Below are 18,091 nucleotides of genomic sequence, written 5' to 3'. Positions count from 1 at the left end.
ACACTCCATAGATATGGAAGATGTTCTTTTTACTTCATTCAAGAGTGGCTTATATGACCCATGAAGGGTTTAGGTGCTGAAGCATGATGGAAATAAATAGTAGGACAGATAAGACTTAAGCAGGTGATTACACTGAGAAAGCTCACCGTCCCTCTCAGCAGAAAGTGAGCATTTCTCGCTGCAAGCAAGGTTCTGAAAACAGCCTATTTAAAAAAAGTCCTTGGTTCTCCACCTAAGTGAATTAACTAACCCTCCACAAAGGATAATTATACCATTTGTTAAAAAGAAGGTAATACCTTGATTATTTAATTGGTTATAAACATATTCACCAGAAAGTAAGAAGTATGAAAATGTATCACTTATATAAATGGAGCCAATCATTACTCCAAGTGTGAACAGGAAACATAAAGGAGTATTCGGAATGAACGCGCTTAGTAAACTTACAATCGTCAAAATACTGATCCCAATAATGAGTAGTAAGCTATAGAACTTTACTGTATATAAAACAGATTCTAATCCGTTCAGTTTTGAATATTGATTGGAATACGTAACATGACTTACATGTGGACTTAAAAGTTGCCCATAAATGTAACCGACAAGTAAGGGAATGGCTAAAAATAGCAAAGCAATGATCAGTTGAGATACATACTTTGAAAAAAGCAGTTTCACTCTAGATATCGGGCGGATAAGTGTCATCCTATATGCTCCTGAGCTTAGCTCACCACTAAAGCTATCTAGAAATAGCAGTGGGAAAATGATTAAACTCAAAACAAAGAAAGACTCTTTCGCCACTAACACAGGTAAATTTAGATTATTGACTTTGACTTGTGGAGAGTCACTGGTGTGATTACCTAGACCATAATAATTTAAAAACAAACACGACCCAAGCACAATTAATGTAAATATGATGAAGAGGAGCATTGTTTTTTTTCTTAATAAAATTTTCTGAAACTCATTTTTGACTAGTAAACCCATTATTTCACCTCAAAGAAAAAAGTCTTTTTTGTTCGTAAAATACAGGATAAAAGCATTTGAAATGGCTATATAGGCAATTAGTACGAACAGGTTAAAATAGAATACAGAATTTGATGCTAACATGACGGCAATTCCTTGATATTGAATCATTGGCAGGGAACTAAATAACACAAAGGGTGAAGAAGTGCCAGACATATTAAAAATGGTTGGGTATGCTAGAGAGAATAGAAGAAATGCCATCCCTAACCCAATCGCACTGGTGGTTGATTTACTAATAATTGAAAACAATGCATAAACGCTAACCATTGCAACTAATGAAAGATAGACTAGACCATAATATGCTAGGTTATACAAAAAAACTTGACCAGCTGATTTCGGTGTTTCATGGAAGAATAAAAGAATATCATCCTTATCATCAAATAAAGAAAATCCAACAACATAACTGCATACAAAATAGATAGACAAGAATAGCAAAGTAAATAGTAAAACATTAATTAACTTTGCTAGGATCACATCTCGATATGAATACGAACGCTGGATAATTAGCCTCAACTGACCTGTATGAATTTCTTGTGCAAATCCCAATATACAAATAATTAATAAAATGATACTAAAGGTAAAGGTTAACTGTTCTGCTAAACCCATGATTGGAAAGGAATTTGCATACGTATAATCAGGAGAATCTTTAGAAATCAGTTTATTATGTTTCGACAAATAACGAGAGGTAGCTACTAATAGCATGGGAATCATACATAAGAATAACCAGGTGCTTTTTTTTATCCACATTCTTTGCCATTCGGCATAAACGAGTTTTTTCATTGACTCATTAGTCCAATAAATTTCTGTTCAAGATCCTCGTATTTATCACCTAATTCACTGCTTTTGCCCTGCCAAACGATACTCCCTTTATTAATCATTACCCAAGAGTGACAGACCACCTCTAATTCTTTTATGAGATGACTAGAGATAAGAAATGTGATTCCCTTGTTCTTATTTAATGATAAAATTAGTTCTCTTAATTGTTTCATTCCTAACGGATCCAATCCATTTGAGGGTTCATCCAAGATAATAAAACGCGGTTCACCCAATAATGCTTGTGCAATACCTAGACGTTGTTTCATTCCTAAGGAATAACTTCCAACCTTGTCATTTCCTCGATCCTCTAATCCAACAACCTTTAACACTTCTTTTACTTTCTCTTTTATCTCTCCTTTATTGACACCATGAGTGATTCTCGCTAAATTGATTAAATTCTGTTTGCCTGTCATGTACGGAAAAAAGATTGGTGACTCAACAATCGCTCCGACATTCTGCAACGCAGATGCTTGTCTCTCGTTGATGTTTTTTCCATTTATAAAAACCGCTCCTTTTGTGGGATGAATTAACCCTGTTAAAATTCTAATAAGTGTGGTCTTTCCCGACCCATTCGGTCCTACAAACCCGCATATATCACTGCTATATAAATCAAATGATACATCTTCCAGGATCCTTTTTCCTTTTACTTTTTTACTTATATTTTTGACTTCTAATACTTTTGTTTTATTCACTTTTATCCCTCCTATAAGGAAAGAATAAAAGCTAAATATAAAAAAAGTATAAAAATCATGGGAAAAATATACATTTTTATTTATTCTTAAATATGTATTGGTGGAAGTATTCCTTACATACTTAGTCATTAGAATTTTTATCGCTATTAGAACAGGAACATCATATATAGCTATCAATAGTTTTTCTATTTGTGTTCTTGAAAGGTCAGTTATCTAAGAAGTCCGCGTACGAAGTTTTTATTAACACAAAAAACCACTCCCTAATTTTTATAGGAAGTGGTTTTGCTATCAATATAAGTTTTTACATCACTACTTCACAACTTAAGTGAAAAGGGTGAAAAATAGATTTACTATTTCTCTTTTATGTATTTTATACTCAACCAATATTTACATCCCAATAATCACCAGCCAACCCCTCAATAATGCTCGCACTTGCCCATGGCATCAAACAAAACCATGTGCTTGCGAGTGAGTCATCACTATATTTTTGCGTTACTAGCCCTTCGGAATGACAAAAACGCTCTGACATCCATCCTTTTTTTCCATAATCGAATTCACGATCATAAGTATTATATGTCTGACAGCTCCATCTTACAATATCTGCTATACGGTCTTGAACATATTGATCTTCACTATTTTTCTCATAATATAACAATTCATCAATAATGTTGCTAGACATTGGATGTATATGTGGGTTAGCAACGGAAGTAACACTACCTCCACAGCTCGACCAGCCAATTCTGCTAAGAGGCGGGACTTGTATTGGTGAATTATAGCAAAATTTAAATGAAAATTCATAGCATAAAGCATCCCTCATATGTTTCAAATAAATACTATCATTCGTTAAGGCATGCAAAAACTTGAGAGCTTTTAAATAGGCTAATATTCCTTCTGAGTCAACAGCCTTATCGGTATCCAGTGGTGCCCCGTAGCATTCCATCCGCTTAACATATGCATCATAATAATGTTTTTCACTTTTCTTAAGACTATCCAAATGCATTTTATCATTAACTAGCCAGCAATAATAAGCCAATGCAGCCATACACCAAGTTCCACTAAATGAATCATATTCAATTCCAGCACCTGTTTTCTCAGAGAAGATGTATGGATATTCATAATCTAAATTTTTTGTTTTCTCAATTTTCATGAGAACCGCCTTCACAAATTCCAGCCAATCATCATGAGAAACGTTTTTATAACGCTTTTCATAATCATAAGCTTTCAAAATGTAGAAGAGCGCCTGACCAACTACATAAGAGCTATGACCTGGTGTATGTATTCCATCAAACCACCATCCTTTAACACTCCATGACCCATTGTTGCATGTATCATACGGTAAGCCCGATGATTGGTTGATAGAATTTTCTACAATGTTTGTAATACAAGAGAGTGACTGCTTGCGCATCGGTTCATTTTCAAGTCTCAATGCTGCCATTAACATAGGAACTGCAGCTGATAAACCATTAGTCCAACTTATAGATGTGAGTTTAGTATAACGGTATCCTCCATTCTCTAAATCCTCATGCACCTGACACGCGTAGTTTAAATCTTCCTGAAGCCAACCATCCGCATAAATAGCTTGGGCCAAATCCGTAACAGTTGTTTTTACATCGCTAGACTTCCTTGGATTTTGGTGATAATTGTAATAGACTTCTTGGATCACATCATTAATATCTAATTCTGAATTGGCATCGTATTCATATAAATCCAATGAAAATTCAACAATCTCTCCAGGTTCCAATTCAAAACAATTATCACTAAGTGGGAATCTTTCTTTTACCAGATGTGACTTAATGAATAGCCATGGCGCATTCTCATAACCGAGCGTGTATCCGATTGTTCCTTTATCAAGTGAACATGTATAACCACCATACTGGTAAAATGTTCCTTCTGTATTAGGCATCCATTGTTGCTTACTTCCATTCTTCGATATAAAGTAAGGGCTCGCACTAAGCCCATATATTTTATCATTATCATATACAAGAGCTACCGGGTGTGATAATTTGTCGCTCCTTACCATCCACCAAGGGGACGATGGACGATTGAAGCCACCCTCTCGTAACCTCGGAAATTCATTTGGTACATTCTGTGGAGCTTCACCGCGGTTTCTACCATACATAAATGCTGGCAAGAAATAGCGGGGATTAACTTTTGTAAATGGAAGTTCTATATGTATGACTCCAGACCACTTTATTCCGTTATCGTTTCGAAGCCATGCTCTTGCATGATATGGATCCTTAGGCCAACCATCTCCACTATTTATCTCTATAGATGCACTTATTCCATGCTCTTTCAACGGAAGGTAGTCGTCGCTCTTCTGTTCTTTACTTCTTGCTGAGATTATTAGTTCCATATTCTCTACACCCCAATTATTTTGCAGGATTATACATATATCTATAAACTACTTTGTAGCACGTTTAATGTGTTCCAGTAACATCAAGAGTTATTTCGTCTCCACTCTTTTTATATGTGGAGTTATTTATTTTCTCCATGAGCTTCTCATAAAACAGATCTTCATTAAACGGGATATTTACCCAATCATCTGTCCAAGCAGATAAATGCATAGCATTGGAGATAGTTAATCCATTGATTCCTTCAATACCTGGAGCAATCAACTTTACGTCATTTTGAATGGCTTCAATCCAGTTTTTCATAATTCCGATGTGCTGAGAATTATCACCTTGCACAGGAATTTCACATTTCCAGCATTCAGGGCTTCCAAAACCACCTTTAAAACGCTCGTTAAACTCTGGTTCTGACTCACGTAATCTCCAAAAAGTTAGCTTATCATCCTCGACGACAATTTTTCCTCTATCGCCTGTCACTTCTAATCTATTCGTACCTGGTGCTTCTCCTGTCGTTGTTACAAAAACACCTGTCGCCCCATTTTCATACTCTACATAAGCAGTGACATCATCTTCCACTTCAATATCGCGATATTTCCCGAAGGACATAAAAGAACGTACGCGCTTTGGCATCCCACACATCCATTGCCATAAGTCTAATTGATGCGGATCTTGATTGAGAAGTACACCACCACCTTCTCCAGACCAAGTAGCTCTCCAGCCACCTGAATCATAATAGCTCTGTGGTCTGTACCAATTTGTAATAATCCAGTTCGTTCTTCTAATTTCTCCAAGTTCGCCTGAATCGATAAGATTCTTCAATTTTCCATATAAAGGATTTGTCCGCTGGTTATACATAATGGCAAACACCTTGTCACATTTTGAAGCAACCTCATTCATTTCTCTTACAGCTTTCGTATAAACCCCAGCAGGTTTTTCAATTAACGTGTGGTAGCCTGCATTCAATGATTGAATAGCTAAAGCAGGATGGTCATAATGTGGTGTCACAACCATAACTGCATCAAATGCTTTAGATTCAAAAAAGCTTTCCGTATTATTAAAGCGCTTAACTTTATCACCAAAGTTTTCTTTAGCCCAGTCTAACCTTTCAGTTCTTATATCACATACAGCAGTAAGTTCGGCATTTGGAACCTTATCCGCAATCAAATTATTTGCCTGGTTTGTGCCCATACCGCCGATACCTATAATTCCTATACGTACTTTATCCAAAATCATTCCTCCTAACTATTACTTTATATCTTCTAATATATTTTTGAGCGCTTTGACAGCAACTGCAAAACTTTTAGCTCCACCCTCTGGTAAATCATAACCCGGTGAATCTGGTTCTAATAAAGAATAGTCTTTATAATCCCACAAATGCGGTTCAAGAGATAAGAAGCCTTCATAACCATTACGATGTAACACTTGAAGAATTTCCACCACATTTCCGTCGCCTTCTCCTGCTGGCACTACGCGGCCATCACTGTAGAACGCATCTTTGACATGAATATACTCGATATAGTCTTTAAGCAGTTCAAACCCATCAGGATAATTTTTGGCTTTACATTGCACAAAATTTGCAAAGTCAAAAATCCCTTTGAAATAGTCACTATTCACCGTATTAAGAAGATCAAGACATCTCTCTGGAGTATCTCCATAGATTCCAGATTCGTTTTCATGAAGGAGAATAACTCCACTACCTTCCGCTGTCTCTATAAAACTCTTCCATCTTTTCATTACTTCATCCCTATAATCTCCTGGGGCGTCTCCTTTAGGGATAAAAAAGCTAAACATCCGAATATACTTACATTCCATAATTTTTGCAATCTCTAACGTATGTTTAAACTGCTCTAAATGAGGCTCAAAATCATCGGTAATTTTTATTTTTCCTAATGGTGATCCAACAGCAGAAAGTTTAAAGCCTCTTGTGTCTATCTGTTTCTTAATCTCTTTAACTTCTTCTAAAGAAGAATCAACAAGAAGTTTTCCATTTACACCTCTCATTTCAATATGCTTAATACCGTGTTGATCTAATACATCCATTTGTGTATCTAAATTAGCGTCTATCTCGTCTGCAAAAGCTGAGATAATAAATTTACTCACAAAATCAACCTCTTTCAATGTCTAAATTTTATTCTCTTTTATTTCACTATTAAATAATTTGGGAGTTCTAGTTTTCCGATAAAGATCAAGGCGCTTTTGTCGATAAGCTCTAGGAGTTATTCCTACCTGTTTCTTAAAATACCGACTGAAATGAGACATATTACAGAAACCACATTCAAAAGCAATTTGTTGTATTGATTTTTTTTCCTTTGTTTCTAACAAATATTTCACTTGTTTTATTCGACATGCCATCACATATTCCATAATCGTAAAACCAGTAGCCTCTTTAAACACTTTTGAAATGTAGGATTTATCCAAATTAATTGATTTTGCCATATCAGCAATAGTGAATTGTTCTCTATAATGATGTTGAATATAAGTAGCAATTTTCTCGGCATGCGAAGTTTTACTAGTCGAGCTTCTACTAATATCTAAGTGAGAATCCTTTAATATCTGATTGATTTGTATTAAGACTTGACCTAAGATCAATTTCATTTCCCATGCTTTTTCAAGCTCTGTAACATTTGAAACTAGTCTAATTTGATATAACTTCTTAATCAATTCTTCAATATACTGTAGTTTAGAAGTGTTGTTTGTTCTCAATAAGTAATGATGTTGATATTTAAACACATCAAGCAAACCATTTGCCTTTATTGAACTTAATATTGGTTCGATATCTTCAGGTTTAAAGTGGATATGACTTCTTATATATTCACTGTCTTTAATTGTATTTGGTTTATGCAAAGCTAATCCATCCATCAGCAAAATATCGCCAGGTTGTAAATCGTAAATATGATTATTTATAAGATACCTACAAGCACCTTTATGAAACATAAAAATTTCGTAGGCGTCATGAGAATGAAAATAAGTATAATCTGGATTATCATTTAATCTATATTGCACTTCCAACATCTTGTTCACAATTTCCCACCCCTAAGTGCTTCTGTTTTCATTCTACTTTAATATAAACATCAAAAATATAGCTATTAGTGTAGTATTTTGAGACATAATGTGCTGTGAGTGGTTAAGTTGATTTTTCACATTATTTTAATGATGGAAATATAAATAAAAATGAAGTCACTTTTTTAAAAATTATCTTCAAGTGAAATTAAGATATAACTTCACTTGAAGGTGATTTTTGCAAAAATGCAAAAGAAAATACAAACATACCAACAAAAATTGTATAAAGCATAGAAGTTTCTTAACTTTAAAGAAAACAGGCAATTGTAATTAATTACGGGCCAGATCTACTATTTTTCACACAAATTGAAGCAAGTGATTCTAAAGTCGAGACACTGGTTCACCAAGTCTAAAAGAGGGGTCTATTATAGTAAATACATAGCTTTCAACATAAAGTAAAACGTTAAGTGAAACGGGGTACAATTCGTGTAAGATAACATGGATCTATGGAGAATATCATGGAGATACAAGGAACACATAGATGACTGTGGAAACATCTACCGTCATTATAGAAGAAATAAAAAAGGCTCTCAAAAGTTTTGAAAACTAATGAGAAAGCCTCTTTTAAACTTAATATATGTTAACATTTTGTTAGCAAATAACTCAGAATCCCTTATATATCAAGGGGTTAAGCGGTCATTACATCATGCCGCCCATTCCACCCATGCCGCCCATGCCGCTCATATCAGGCATGCCGCCGCCTTCTTCAGGCTTGTCAGCGATAACAGCTTCAGTTGTTAAGAACATAGCTGCTACAGAAGCTGCGTTTTGTAGTGCAGAACGAGTTACTTTAGTTGGGTCAACAATACCAGCTTCAAACATGTTTACCCATGTTCCGTTAGCTGCGTTAAATCCTACGCCAACTTTTTCATTTTTCAAGCGCTCAACGATGACAGAGCCTTCAAGACCTGCATTGTGTGCGATTTGACGTACTGGCTCTTCAAGAGAACGAAGGATGATGTTAACACCAGTTTGAGTGTCACCTTCTTCTTGAATTTGAGCAACTTTGTTATATACGTTTACTAGAGCAGTACCACCACCGGAAACAATACCTTCTTCTACTGCAGCACGAGTAGAGTTAAGAGCATCTTCGATACGTAGTTTGCGCTCTTTTAATTCAGTTTCAGTTGCAGCACCAACTTTGATTACTGCTACACCGCCAGCTAATTTAGCTAAACGTTCTTGTAATTTTTCTTTATCGAACTCAGAAGTAGTTTCTTCTACTTGAGCACGGATTTGGCCTACACGGCTTGAGATTTGATCAGGTTGGCCAGCACCTTCTACGATTGTTGTGTTTTCTTTTGTAACAACAATTTTAGAAGCACGTCCTAATTGATCGATTGTTGCAGATTTAAGGTCTAAGCCTAATTCTTCAGTGATTACTTCACCGCCAGTTAGGATCGCAATATCTTCTAACATTGCTTTACGGCGATCACCGAAACCTGGTGCTTTAACAGCAACAGCATTGAATGTTCCACGAAGTTTGTTCACTACTAGAGTTGCTAGAGCTTCACCTTCTACATCCTCAGCGATTAATAATAGTGGCTTACCTTGTTGAACAACTTGCTCTAACACTGGTAAGATTTCTTGAATGTTTGTGATTTTTTTGTCTGTGATTAATACATATGGATTTTCAAGAACTGCTTCCATTTTGTCAGAATCAGTTACCATGTATGGAGATGCATAACCACGGTCAAATTGCATACCTTCAACTACTTCTAGTTCAGTAGAGAAGCCTTTAGATTCTTCAATTGTGATAACACCGTCATTACCAACGCGCTCCATTGCTTCAGCAATTAATTGACCTACTTCTTCGTCAGCTGAAGAAATCGCAGCAACTTGTGCAATAGATTCTTTTCCTTCAATTGGTTTAGAAATAGCTTGAAGCTCTTCTAATGCAACAGCTACAGCTTTTTCAATTCCTTTACGAACAACCATTGGGTTAGCACCCGCAGTTACGTTCTTTAATCCTTCACGGATCATAGCTTGAGCTAAAACAGTTGCAGTTGTTGTACCGTCACCAGCAACATCGTTTGTTTTGCTCGCAACTTCTGCAACAAGCTTAGCACCCATGTTTTCGAAAGCATCTTCTAATTCGATTTCTTTCGCAATTGTTACACCATCGTTAGTGATTAAAGGAGAACCGAATTTCTTTTCTAATACAACGTTACGTCCTTTAGGTCCTAATGTTACTTTTACCGCATCTGCTAAAGCATCAACACCACGAAGCATTGAACGACGAGCTTCTTCGCTAAATTTAATATCTTTTGCCATGTTTACAAAACCTCCTCAAATTTTTAACTAATCTATTATGTGTGCTGTTTATTATCCGATAACAGCTAAAATGTCGTTTTCACGTAAAATTAAGTATTCAGTACCTTCATACTTCACTTCAGTACCAGCATATTTTGAGAAGATAATACGATCGCCTTCCGCTACTTCAAGAGCTACTTTCTCTCCACTATCTAGTACACGACCTGTACCAACAGCAACTACTTTACCTTCTTGTGGCTTCTCTTTCGCACTATCCGGTAGGACGATACCACTAGCAGTTTTTTCTTCTGATTCAACTAACTCGATAATAACGCGATCACCTAATGGCTTTAACAAGTGAAACAACCTCCTCAAATTCTTTGAATAAATGATTATTTTTCCTTTTTATTAGCACTCACAACCTTTGAGTGCTAACACAATTATTATAATATATAAGTTTTCTTTTAATTTCAAGTATGAAGTTTAAAATTTTTTTTAGAAGTTTTCAACTTATCTATTAATTATAAATTATGAATGAGTACGCTGCCAAAAAGTGAACTCTTCACTAATTTGTCTCATTCTTATGCGGTATCATACATAGGATGACATTAGGGTATGTTACAATATACCTGACTAACTAAACAGATACGTTTGTGCTTTACTTAGGAGGTTTACATGAAAAAGCATTATTGGTTTATTTTAATCGCCTATATGATTCTTCAGTTATCAGGCTATCTGGGAATCAAGCTATTTGACTTATTGAACATCGGGGAGACAAATGTAGAGAGATTTGCCTATTGGACAATCTTTAGCTTTACACTTACGTTCTTAATTATTCTCTTTTTCCTAAGAAATGAACGTCATGAGGAAAACCGTTTTCGTGGAGAGCCAGCTTCTATAGGTGCTTCCATTGGTTGGGCAATTATTGGGTTTTTCTTAGCTATTTTTGTACAAGGTGTAGCTGCTAATATTGAAGTTAATATTTTTGGAGTGGATCCTGGTTCTGAAAATACTCAAAGAATTGTAAGTATAATTGAGCTCTTTCCTTTAGTCATGGTTGTTACATCTATTATAGGCCCGATTCTTGAAGAAATTATATTCCGAAAAATCCTTTTTGGCGTACTATATACAAGAACAAACTTTTTCATTGCAGCATTAATCAGTTCTCTTATCTTCTCTCTATTGCATGGTGAACCACAGCATGTGTTGCTGTATGGTTCGATGGGCTTTACCTTTGCTTTTCTTTATGTGAAAACCAAGCGTATACTCGTCCCCATCTTTGCACATGTTTCAATGAATACAATGGTTGTGGTTTTTCAAATTGCGTTTCAAGAGGATATTGAAAGAATGATGAAGCAAATGGAACAAATGCAAGTCATTATTGGAGGCTTTTTAACATGAGAACAAACCCTATTTCTATGGCTGTTTTTTATTTGATTATGGGGTTGCTGTTTATCTATTTAGCGATTAACAGTGCAAAAGAAGGCATTTTCACTTTTCCGACAATCTTATTGATGCTTATTGCTACATTCGATATTGGTGTATCCATTCGGATGTTTCGTTTATCTAGAAAAATCAAAAAAATGAATATAAAAAAATGAGACTACTGACAGTCTCATTTTTTATTTTCCTCTTCAAATCTCAATTTTTGCGATTTTCTATATGTGATTCTCGAAACCCAAATACTAATTTCATATAAAATAAATAGAGGGATAGAAACCATCAAGTGTGAAGCTAATTCAGGTGGTGTAATAAGTGCTGCGATAACTAATAACACAAAATAAGCATATTTCCGTACACTTGATAAAAACATCGGTGTGACGATTCCTAATCTTGTTAAAAACATAATAACAACAGGTAATTGAAAGAGTAATCCAAATGGAAGAGTTAATTGAATTAAGAAAGAGAAGTATTCATTAATTCCAATTACCTGGTTCACATCTAGATCATTCGATATTCTTTCCATAAAATCAATGACAAATGGAAAAAGAATAAAGTATGAAAATGCCAAACCCAATAAGAAAAGGAAGACTGAGATCGGTATGTAGCTTAAGGTTACTTTTCTCTCCTTCTCATATAGACCTGGACTTACAAAAGACCAAAGCTGGTACAAAATGATTGGCGATGTAATAACAAATGCAATAATAAATGCAAACTTCATGTAGACCATCAATGGATCTGTCAGATTAAAGGCATTTAATGTTAATGATTTTGCTTCGTCTGTATGCTGTAAATATTTAATGATCGGTCCTGAAAGTAAAAAACCGGCTATAACAGCTAAGAAAAAGAAAACGACAACAATGACGAGTCGTTTTCTCAGTTCTGTTATATGTTCAATGACCGACATTTCATCGTGTTTCATATCGGGTTCCATCCTATCTTACTTTACCTCTTCTTTATTCTTTTGCTTAGCATCTTGATCATCGTCATCATCATCGGCTAAACCTTTTGTAGCATTTTTAAACTCTCGTAATGTATTACCAGCTGCTTTTCCAAGCTGTGGTAATTTCTTTGGTCCAAAAATAAGAAGTGCAACAAAAACAATTAATAAGAGGCTTCCGATTCCTACATTTGGCATTAAATCCATCTCCTTTGTGTGCTGTTATTTTTCATCATTTGGATAATGTTTCAAAAAGTAGACAAGTGACTGAAGTTCAACCGCTAAATCAATATGGTGAATTCTAATTTCATCAGGAACATTAATTCGAGCCGGTGTAAAATTTAAAATTCCTTTAATGCCTTTTGTAATTAAACGGTCGGTAATAGATTGCGCTACTGCAGCCGGTACAGTTAAGATGGCCACTGTTACATCATCTGGAAGCTGTGTTTCAAGATCATCTAAATGAAAAACAGGTACTCCGCCAATTTCTGTCCCAACCTTTTCTTGTGCTACATCAAAAGCTAAAGAAATCACCGTATTATTATTCTTAGTAAAATTATAATGTAAAAAAGCGGTACCTAAGTTACCTACTCCTATTAAACAAACCTTCGTTGTTTCATCCTGATCTAGTGTTTTTCTAAAAAAGGATAACAGATAATTTACATTATAACCATACCCTTTTTTCCCTAATGCTCCAAAATATGAGAAATCTCTCCGAATCGTTGCAGAATCTACCTTTACAGCATCACTTAGCTCAGCTGAAGACACACGCTGCTTCCCTGATGAGTGTAAATTTTTCAAAAAACGGTAATATAACGGCAACCTCTTTGCTGTTGCCTGCGGTATTTTCGTTTGGTCTATATTCAATCTGATCCCTCACATTCAAACAAAACACATGACAATATATATTGTCATTTTTCTTTTCTTAAAAAATCACCACTTTTGCCACCTGTTTTTTCAACTAAATAGGTTTCTCCTATGATCATACCTTTATCAACTGCTTTACACATATCATAAACAGTAAGTGCTGTAATGCTTGCAGCGGTTAACGCTTCCATTTCAACACCTGTACTTCCTTTTGTTTTGACAGTAACAGAAATACCTAAAGTATAATCAGGATCATTAACTATCCATTCAAATTCAACGTTAACACCTTTAATTGAAATTGGGTGACACATCGGAATAACATTTGATGTTTGTTTAGCAGCCATAATTCCGGCTACCTGGGCAACGGATAAAACATCACCCTTGCCTATCTCATGATTTGTGATTTTCTTATATACTTCTTCGGTGACAGTTATGCTGGTTTTAGCAAGAGCTGTTCTAACTGTTTCTTCTTTGGCAGAAATATCAACCATCTTTGCTCTGCCCTGATCATTAAAATGAGTAAACTCTGACATATACAGATCCCCTTATACCTAGACTATACACTATTTTTTTGCATCTGTCTGTTTTGTTATTGTGACAATTAATAGATTTGTTTTTTGTTCGTTTTCCTTCGTTAAAAGGACTTTACTTGGGTGATCTCACTGACTTTTGTCTTTCATCCCCCTCATTAGAGATCTTTCCTACTCTAGCTCATCAACTTTTGTCCTTCATCACCCTTAAGAAGAGTTTCCCCTAAGGTTCTTTCAATATGAAATCAGTCACTGTTGCCTATAAGGGCATTATTAGGCTACACTAAAAGCATTAGTAGAGGTGAAAAACAATGATATTGTTACAAATAAATCAACTTAGTAAATACTTTGGTGCTGATCCTATTTTATCGAATATTAAGCTAGAAGTACAAACTAGAGATAAAATTGCTCTTGTCGGCCGCAATGGTGCGGGTAAATCAACTCTTTTAAAAATAATCTCCGGTGCAATGTCTTACGACTCTGGTGAAATTATTAAACCGAAAGATGTTTCAATTGGTTACTTGGCACAGGATACTGGTTTAGAATCACAATTATCTATTTGGAATGAGATGAATTTAGTTTTTAGGCATCTAAAATCAATGGAAGAAGACATGCGTAGTCTTGAACAACGGATGGCAACTGTAGATCCTAACAGCGAAACTCAAAAGTTTGAACAACTATTAAAAGAGTATGACAAACTGCAAGTGAAATTTAAAGAGGAAGGTGGTTATCAGTATGAAGCAGATATTCGTTCCGTCCTACATGGTTTAGGTTTTAGCAGTTTTGATCCGGAAACGAAAATCTCTTCTTTAAGTGGCGGCCAAAAAACACGGTTAGCCTTAGGTAAATTATTGTTAACAAAACCGGATCTTTTGATTTTGGATGAGCCAACAAACCACCTTGATATCGAAACCTTAACTTGGCTGGAACAATATTTACAAAATTACCCAGGAGCTATCTTAATTGTTTCACATGACCGATATTTCCTCGACAAAATTGTCAATCAAGTTTATGAAATTAGCAGAAATACGAGCACAAGGTTCATTGGAAATTATAGCAACTATTTAAAACAAAAGGCTGAAAACTATGAAAAAGAAGTAAAAAGCTTTGAAAGACAGCAAGAAGAAGTAGCAAAACTCAAAGATTTTATCCAGCGCAATATAGCAAGAGCATCCACAACAAAGCTTGCACAAAGCCGTAGAAAAAAGCTGGAAAAAATGGAGTTAATGAGTAAACCCCTTGGAGATGAAAAATCAGCAAACTTTCAATTTGATATTGAAAGACAAAGTGGAAATGATGTGTTAAAAGCAACAGATATTTCTGTTTCTTACAATAGACACCACCCTATTATCTCAAATATCTCTTTTTCTATATCCAGAGGTGACTCAATCGCTCTTGTTGGACCAAATGGTATTGGAAAATCAACCCTGTTAAAGTCTATTGTCCAAAAACTTGATGCATTAACTGGTAACTTTTCATTAGGGTCACATGTACAAATTGGATATTATGATCAACAGCAAGCTGATTTAACATCAAATAAACGTGTGTTGGACGAGCTATGGGATGAGTATCCACAGCAAACAGAAAAAGAAATTCGAACCGTTCTAGGTAACTTTCTATTTTCAGGTGATGATGTGTTAAAGCCTGTTTCAACACTAAGTGGTGGAGAAAAAGCAAGGCTGGCACTTTCTAAGCTTATGCTCCAAAAAGCTAATTTCCTCATTCTTGATGAACCAACAAATCATTTAGATTTAGATAGTAAAGAAATACTGGAAAATGCTTTAATCGACTTTCCAGGAACGATACTTTTTGTCTCACATGACCGTTATTTTATAAACCGCATAGCTACAAAGGTCTTTGAGTTATCAAGCCATAATCTAACAGAGTACTTAGGTGACTATGATTATTTTTTAACAAAGAAAGAAGAAATATTAGAGCTAGAGCGACTTGCGGAAGAGACAAAGAATGTTTCTCAAAAAATCAGTTCATCTGCATCAGAAGGAAAGCTAAACTACCAGCAGGAAAAAGAACTAAAAAAACTCGAACGTCAAAAGCAACGAAGAATTGAAGAAATAGAACAAAGCATTAGTGAAATTGAAGAAATAATTGAAACAAACGAAGCTCTACTTTGCGATCCTTCTATTTATCAGGATCATGAGAAAGTTCAAAAAATTAATATAGAAAATGAACAACTGAACTCTCAATTAGAACAACTAATGACTGAGTGGGAACAGTTACATTAAAAACAGCGAACCATTTTCGCTGTTTTTTTGTTACGGCATTTGGTATAGTAATTATTTTCGACAAACTTCTTATCATTCCAAATAAATTAAAATCATATTATACACAATCCACTTGTTTATCCACATAATAAATCCTCTATTTCCAACATATCAACAGACTTATACACATTATCCACAGTTTTTGATTTTTTTGTCCAAGTTATTCACATAGGATTTTTCGTTGATTTGACAGCTTTTTTAGTTCTTTTACACATTTCTACAAAAAAACGTGCACATCCTGTGGATAACTCTGTTCCTAACCAAATCTCGGTGAACATTGACTTATTTGCTATGGAGATTCAACTTTTTGTCGAAAAATACCGAAAAAAAGGACAGAACCCGAATAAGGTCTGCCCAATTTTGTATCAATTAATATGATGAGTTAAGCTCTAAGCCAGGATTAGCATTAAGTGCTAAATCACTCCTAATTCCCTTATCAAATAATATACTGCCTGCCGCAGCAATCATTGCTGCATTATCAGTACATAAGGATAAAGGAGGAATAATTAACTCAATCTCTTCTTTTTGAGAAAATTCCTTTTCCAATGCTGTTCGCAAGCCTTTATTTGCTGCAACTCCACCTGCTAATAATAATTGCTTCACTTTATACTTTTCCACAGCTTGTGCTGTTTTGGTTACTAATACATCCACAACACTTGCCTGAAAACTAGCAGCGACGTCCTTTGGATCAAGTTCAATGCCTTTCTGCTTAGCATTGTGTAATGTATTAATTACAGCTGACTTCAATCCACTGAAGCTAAAGTCAAACGAGCCTTCACTTAGCCATGCTCTCGGTAAATCGATAGTTGCCTGTCCCTCATGGGCTAAGCGATCAATATGAGGACCTCCCGGATATGGAAGACCAATTGTTCTAGCTACCTTGTCATATGCCTCACCTGCAGCATCATCCAAGGTTTCACCTATTACCTTAAAGTGTCCATGTTCCTTCATATAAACTAATTCAGTATGTCCTCCGGATACAACTAAGGCAAGTAAAGGAAATTCTAATTCTTTGATCAAACGATTTGCATAAATATGCCCGGCAATATGATGAACACCTACTAACGGAATAGAATGTGAGAAAGCTAAAGCTTTAGCTGCATTGATACCTGTTAATAAAGCTCCTACTAAACCGGGTCCTTCTGTCACAGCAATAGCTGAAATATCTTCAAACGAAAGCTCCGCCTGTTTCATTGCTTCTTCAAACACAATGGTTAATTGCTCAACATGATGTCTAGATGCGATTTCCGGGACGACACCACCAAATCGCTTATGACTCTCAATTTGAGATGCTACAACATTCGCTACAATCTCTCGTCCATTTTTAACAATGGCTGCGGCAGTTTCATCACAGCTTGTTTCAATTCCTAATATATATTGATCAGTTTGACTCATACTAAATTCACCCACATTACTAAAGCATCTTCCTGGTTATCTGTATAATAATTTTTTCTTATACCACCAGGTTCAAACCCTACTTTTTTATATAAAGATTGAGCAATATGATTAGATACCCTTACCTCTAAAGACAATCTTTGTGCCTTCATTTCCCTACTTAATTGCATAGCAAATCTCAATAGAGCTTCACCTATTCTTTTTCCTCTAAAATTAGGATGGACCGCAATATTGGTAATTTGAGCATCATCCATTATCACCCACAATCCACAGTATCCTATCACTTGTTTCTCATGTTCAACAACTATATATTTCGCAAATAAATTTTGATCAAGCTCATAATGTAATGACTCTTTTGTCCATGGTGCCGAAAAAGATTGACATTCTATTTGATAAACTTCGTCAATGTCTTCTTTTCGCATTTTTCTAATTGTATATTGATTTTCCACAGTAG

The 18,091-nt window shown here is 35.3% G+C and carries 18 protein-coding genes; 3 read left to right on the top strand and 15 right to left on the bottom strand.

Going from position 1 to position 18,091, the window contains the following annotated elements:
• Positions 1 to 207: 207 nt before the first annotated feature.
• From BK577_RS12965 to groES, 9 genes are all read right to left on the bottom strand, one after another.
• On the bottom strand, positions 208 to 975 hold the full coding sequence (locus BK577_RS12965; protein ID WP_078433179.1) for an ABC transporter permease: 768 nt from the start codon (positions 973 to 975) through the stop codon (positions 208 to 210).
• A 9-nt stretch (positions 976 to 984) separates the two neighbouring features.
• Positions 985 to 1,794 (bottom strand): hypothetical protein, encoded by an 810-nt coding sequence (locus BK577_RS12960; protein ID WP_078433178.1) that lies wholly within the window; start codon positions 1,792 to 1,794, stop codon positions 985 to 987.
• Positions 1,791 to 2,522, bottom strand: a complete 732-nt coding sequence (locus BK577_RS12955) for an ATP-binding cassette domain-containing protein (protein ID WP_245823469.1) — start codon at positions 2,520 to 2,522, stop codon at positions 1,791 to 1,793. The genes BK577_RS12960 and BK577_RS12955 overlap by 4 nt, the downstream gene beginning before the upstream one ends.
• A gap of 376 nt (positions 2,523 to 2,898) precedes the next feature.
• On the bottom strand, positions 2,899 to 4,875 hold the full coding sequence (locus tag BK577_RS12950) for a hypothetical protein (protein WP_078433177.1): 1,977 nt from the start codon (positions 4,873 to 4,875) through the stop codon (positions 2,899 to 2,901).
• A 64-nt stretch (positions 4,876 to 4,939) separates the two neighbouring features.
• Positions 4,940 to 6,097 carry a Gfo/Idh/MocA family protein gene (locus BK577_RS12945; protein ID WP_078433176.1) on the bottom strand — a complete coding sequence of 386 codons (1,158 nt, stop codon included), beginning with the start codon at positions 6,095 to 6,097 and terminating at the stop codon, positions 4,940 to 4,942.
• Positions 6,098 to 6,115: 18 nt separating this feature from the next.
• Positions 6,116 to 6,970, bottom strand: a complete 855-nt coding sequence (locus BK577_RS12940) for a sugar phosphate isomerase/epimerase family protein (protein WP_078433175.1) — start codon at positions 6,968 to 6,970, stop codon at positions 6,116 to 6,118.
• Between the two features lie 21 nt (positions 6,971 to 6,991).
• A complete protein-coding gene (locus tag BK577_RS12935) occupies positions 6,992 to 7,882 on the bottom strand; it encodes an AraC family transcriptional regulator (RefSeq protein WP_245823508.1) in 891 nt (296 codons plus the stop codon).
• A gap of 687 nt (positions 7,883 to 8,569) precedes the next feature.
• Entirely contained in the window at positions 8,570 to 10,204 is a 1,635-nt protein-coding gene (groL, locus tag BK577_RS12930) for a chaperonin GroEL (RefSeq protein ID WP_078433173.1), read from the bottom strand.
• A 51-nt stretch (positions 10,205 to 10,255) separates the two neighbouring features.
• Entirely contained in the window at positions 10,256 to 10,540 is a 285-nt protein-coding gene (groES, locus tag BK577_RS12925) for a co-chaperone GroES (protein ID WP_026561982.1), read from the bottom strand.
• A gap of 318 nt (positions 10,541 to 10,858) precedes the next feature.
• Between groES and BK577_RS12920 the strand changes: the two genes are divergently transcribed.
• Positions 10,859 to 11,584, top strand: a complete 726-nt coding sequence (locus BK577_RS12920) for a CPBP family intramembrane glutamic endopeptidase (RefSeq protein ID WP_078433172.1) — start codon at positions 10,859 to 10,861, stop codon at positions 11,582 to 11,584.
• Positions 11,581 to 11,784 carry a YdiK family protein gene (locus BK577_RS12915; RefSeq protein ID WP_026561984.1) on the top strand — a complete coding sequence of 68 codons (204 nt, stop codon included), beginning with the start codon at positions 11,581 to 11,583 and terminating at the stop codon, positions 11,782 to 11,784. The genes BK577_RS12920 and BK577_RS12915 overlap by 4 nt, the downstream gene beginning before the upstream one ends.
• A 14-nt stretch (positions 11,785 to 11,798) precedes the next feature.
• Here BK577_RS12915 and tatC read toward each other — a convergent pair whose 3' ends face one another.
• Genes tatC through moaC form a run of 4 tightly spaced genes read right to left on the bottom strand, consistent with a single transcriptional unit; the run spans position 11,799 to position 13,963 of the window.
• Positions 11,799 to 12,545: a twin-arginine translocase subunit TatC gene (gene tatC / locus BK577_RS12910; RefSeq protein ID WP_026561985.1), complete on the bottom strand. Its 747-nt coding sequence runs from the start codon at positions 12,543 to 12,545 to the stop codon at positions 11,799 to 11,801.
• Positions 12,546 to 12,563: 18 nt separating this feature from the next.
• Positions 12,564 to 12,761 (bottom strand): twin-arginine translocase TatA/TatE family subunit, encoded by a 198-nt coding sequence (locus BK577_RS12905; RefSeq protein WP_026561986.1) that lies wholly within the window; start codon positions 12,759 to 12,761, stop codon positions 12,564 to 12,566.
• A gap of 24 nt (positions 12,762 to 12,785) precedes the next feature.
• Positions 12,786 to 13,430 carry a redox-sensing transcriptional repressor Rex gene (locus BK577_RS12900; RefSeq protein WP_026561987.1) on the bottom strand — a complete coding sequence of 215 codons (645 nt, stop codon included), beginning with the start codon at positions 13,428 to 13,430 and terminating at the stop codon, positions 12,786 to 12,788.
• A gap of 44 nt (positions 13,431 to 13,474) precedes the next feature.
• Positions 13,475 to 13,963, bottom strand: coding sequence for a cyclic pyranopterin monophosphate synthase MoaC (gene moaC, locus BK577_RS12895; RefSeq protein ID WP_078433171.1), 489 nt, complete (start codon positions 13,961 to 13,963; stop codon positions 13,475 to 13,477).
• 308 nt (positions 13,964 to 14,271) lie between these two features.
• Between moaC and BK577_RS12890 the strand changes: the two genes are divergently transcribed.
• Entirely contained in the window at positions 14,272 to 16,203 is a 1,932-nt protein-coding gene (locus BK577_RS12890; RefSeq protein ID WP_078433170.1) for an ABC-F family ATP-binding cassette domain-containing protein, read from the top strand.
• A gap of 408 nt (positions 16,204 to 16,611) precedes the next feature.
• Here BK577_RS12890 and tsaD read toward each other — a convergent pair whose 3' ends face one another.
• Together tsaD and rimI are read right to left on the bottom strand one after the other, a co-directional pair.
• On the bottom strand, positions 16,612 to 17,637 hold the full coding sequence (tsaD, locus tag BK577_RS12880; RefSeq protein WP_078433168.1) for a tRNA (adenosine(37)-N6)-threonylcarbamoyltransferase complex transferase subunit TsaD: 1,026 nt from the start codon (positions 17,635 to 17,637) through the stop codon (positions 16,612 to 16,614).
• Positions 17,634 to 18,086, bottom strand: a complete 453-nt coding sequence (gene rimI, locus BK577_RS12875) for a ribosomal protein S18-alanine N-acetyltransferase (protein ID WP_139367345.1) — start codon at positions 18,084 to 18,086, stop codon at positions 17,634 to 17,636. The genes tsaD and rimI overlap by 4 nt, the downstream gene beginning before the upstream one ends.
• Positions 18,087 to 18,091: the final 5 nt, after the last annotated feature.

The sequence above is a fragment of the Metabacillus halosaccharovorans genome, assembly GCF_002019635.1.
Classification (GTDB): domain Bacteria; phylum Bacillota; class Bacilli; order Bacillales; family Bacillaceae; genus Metabacillus; species Metabacillus halosaccharovorans.
This window is presented reverse-complemented; position numbering and strand designations above follow the sequence as displayed.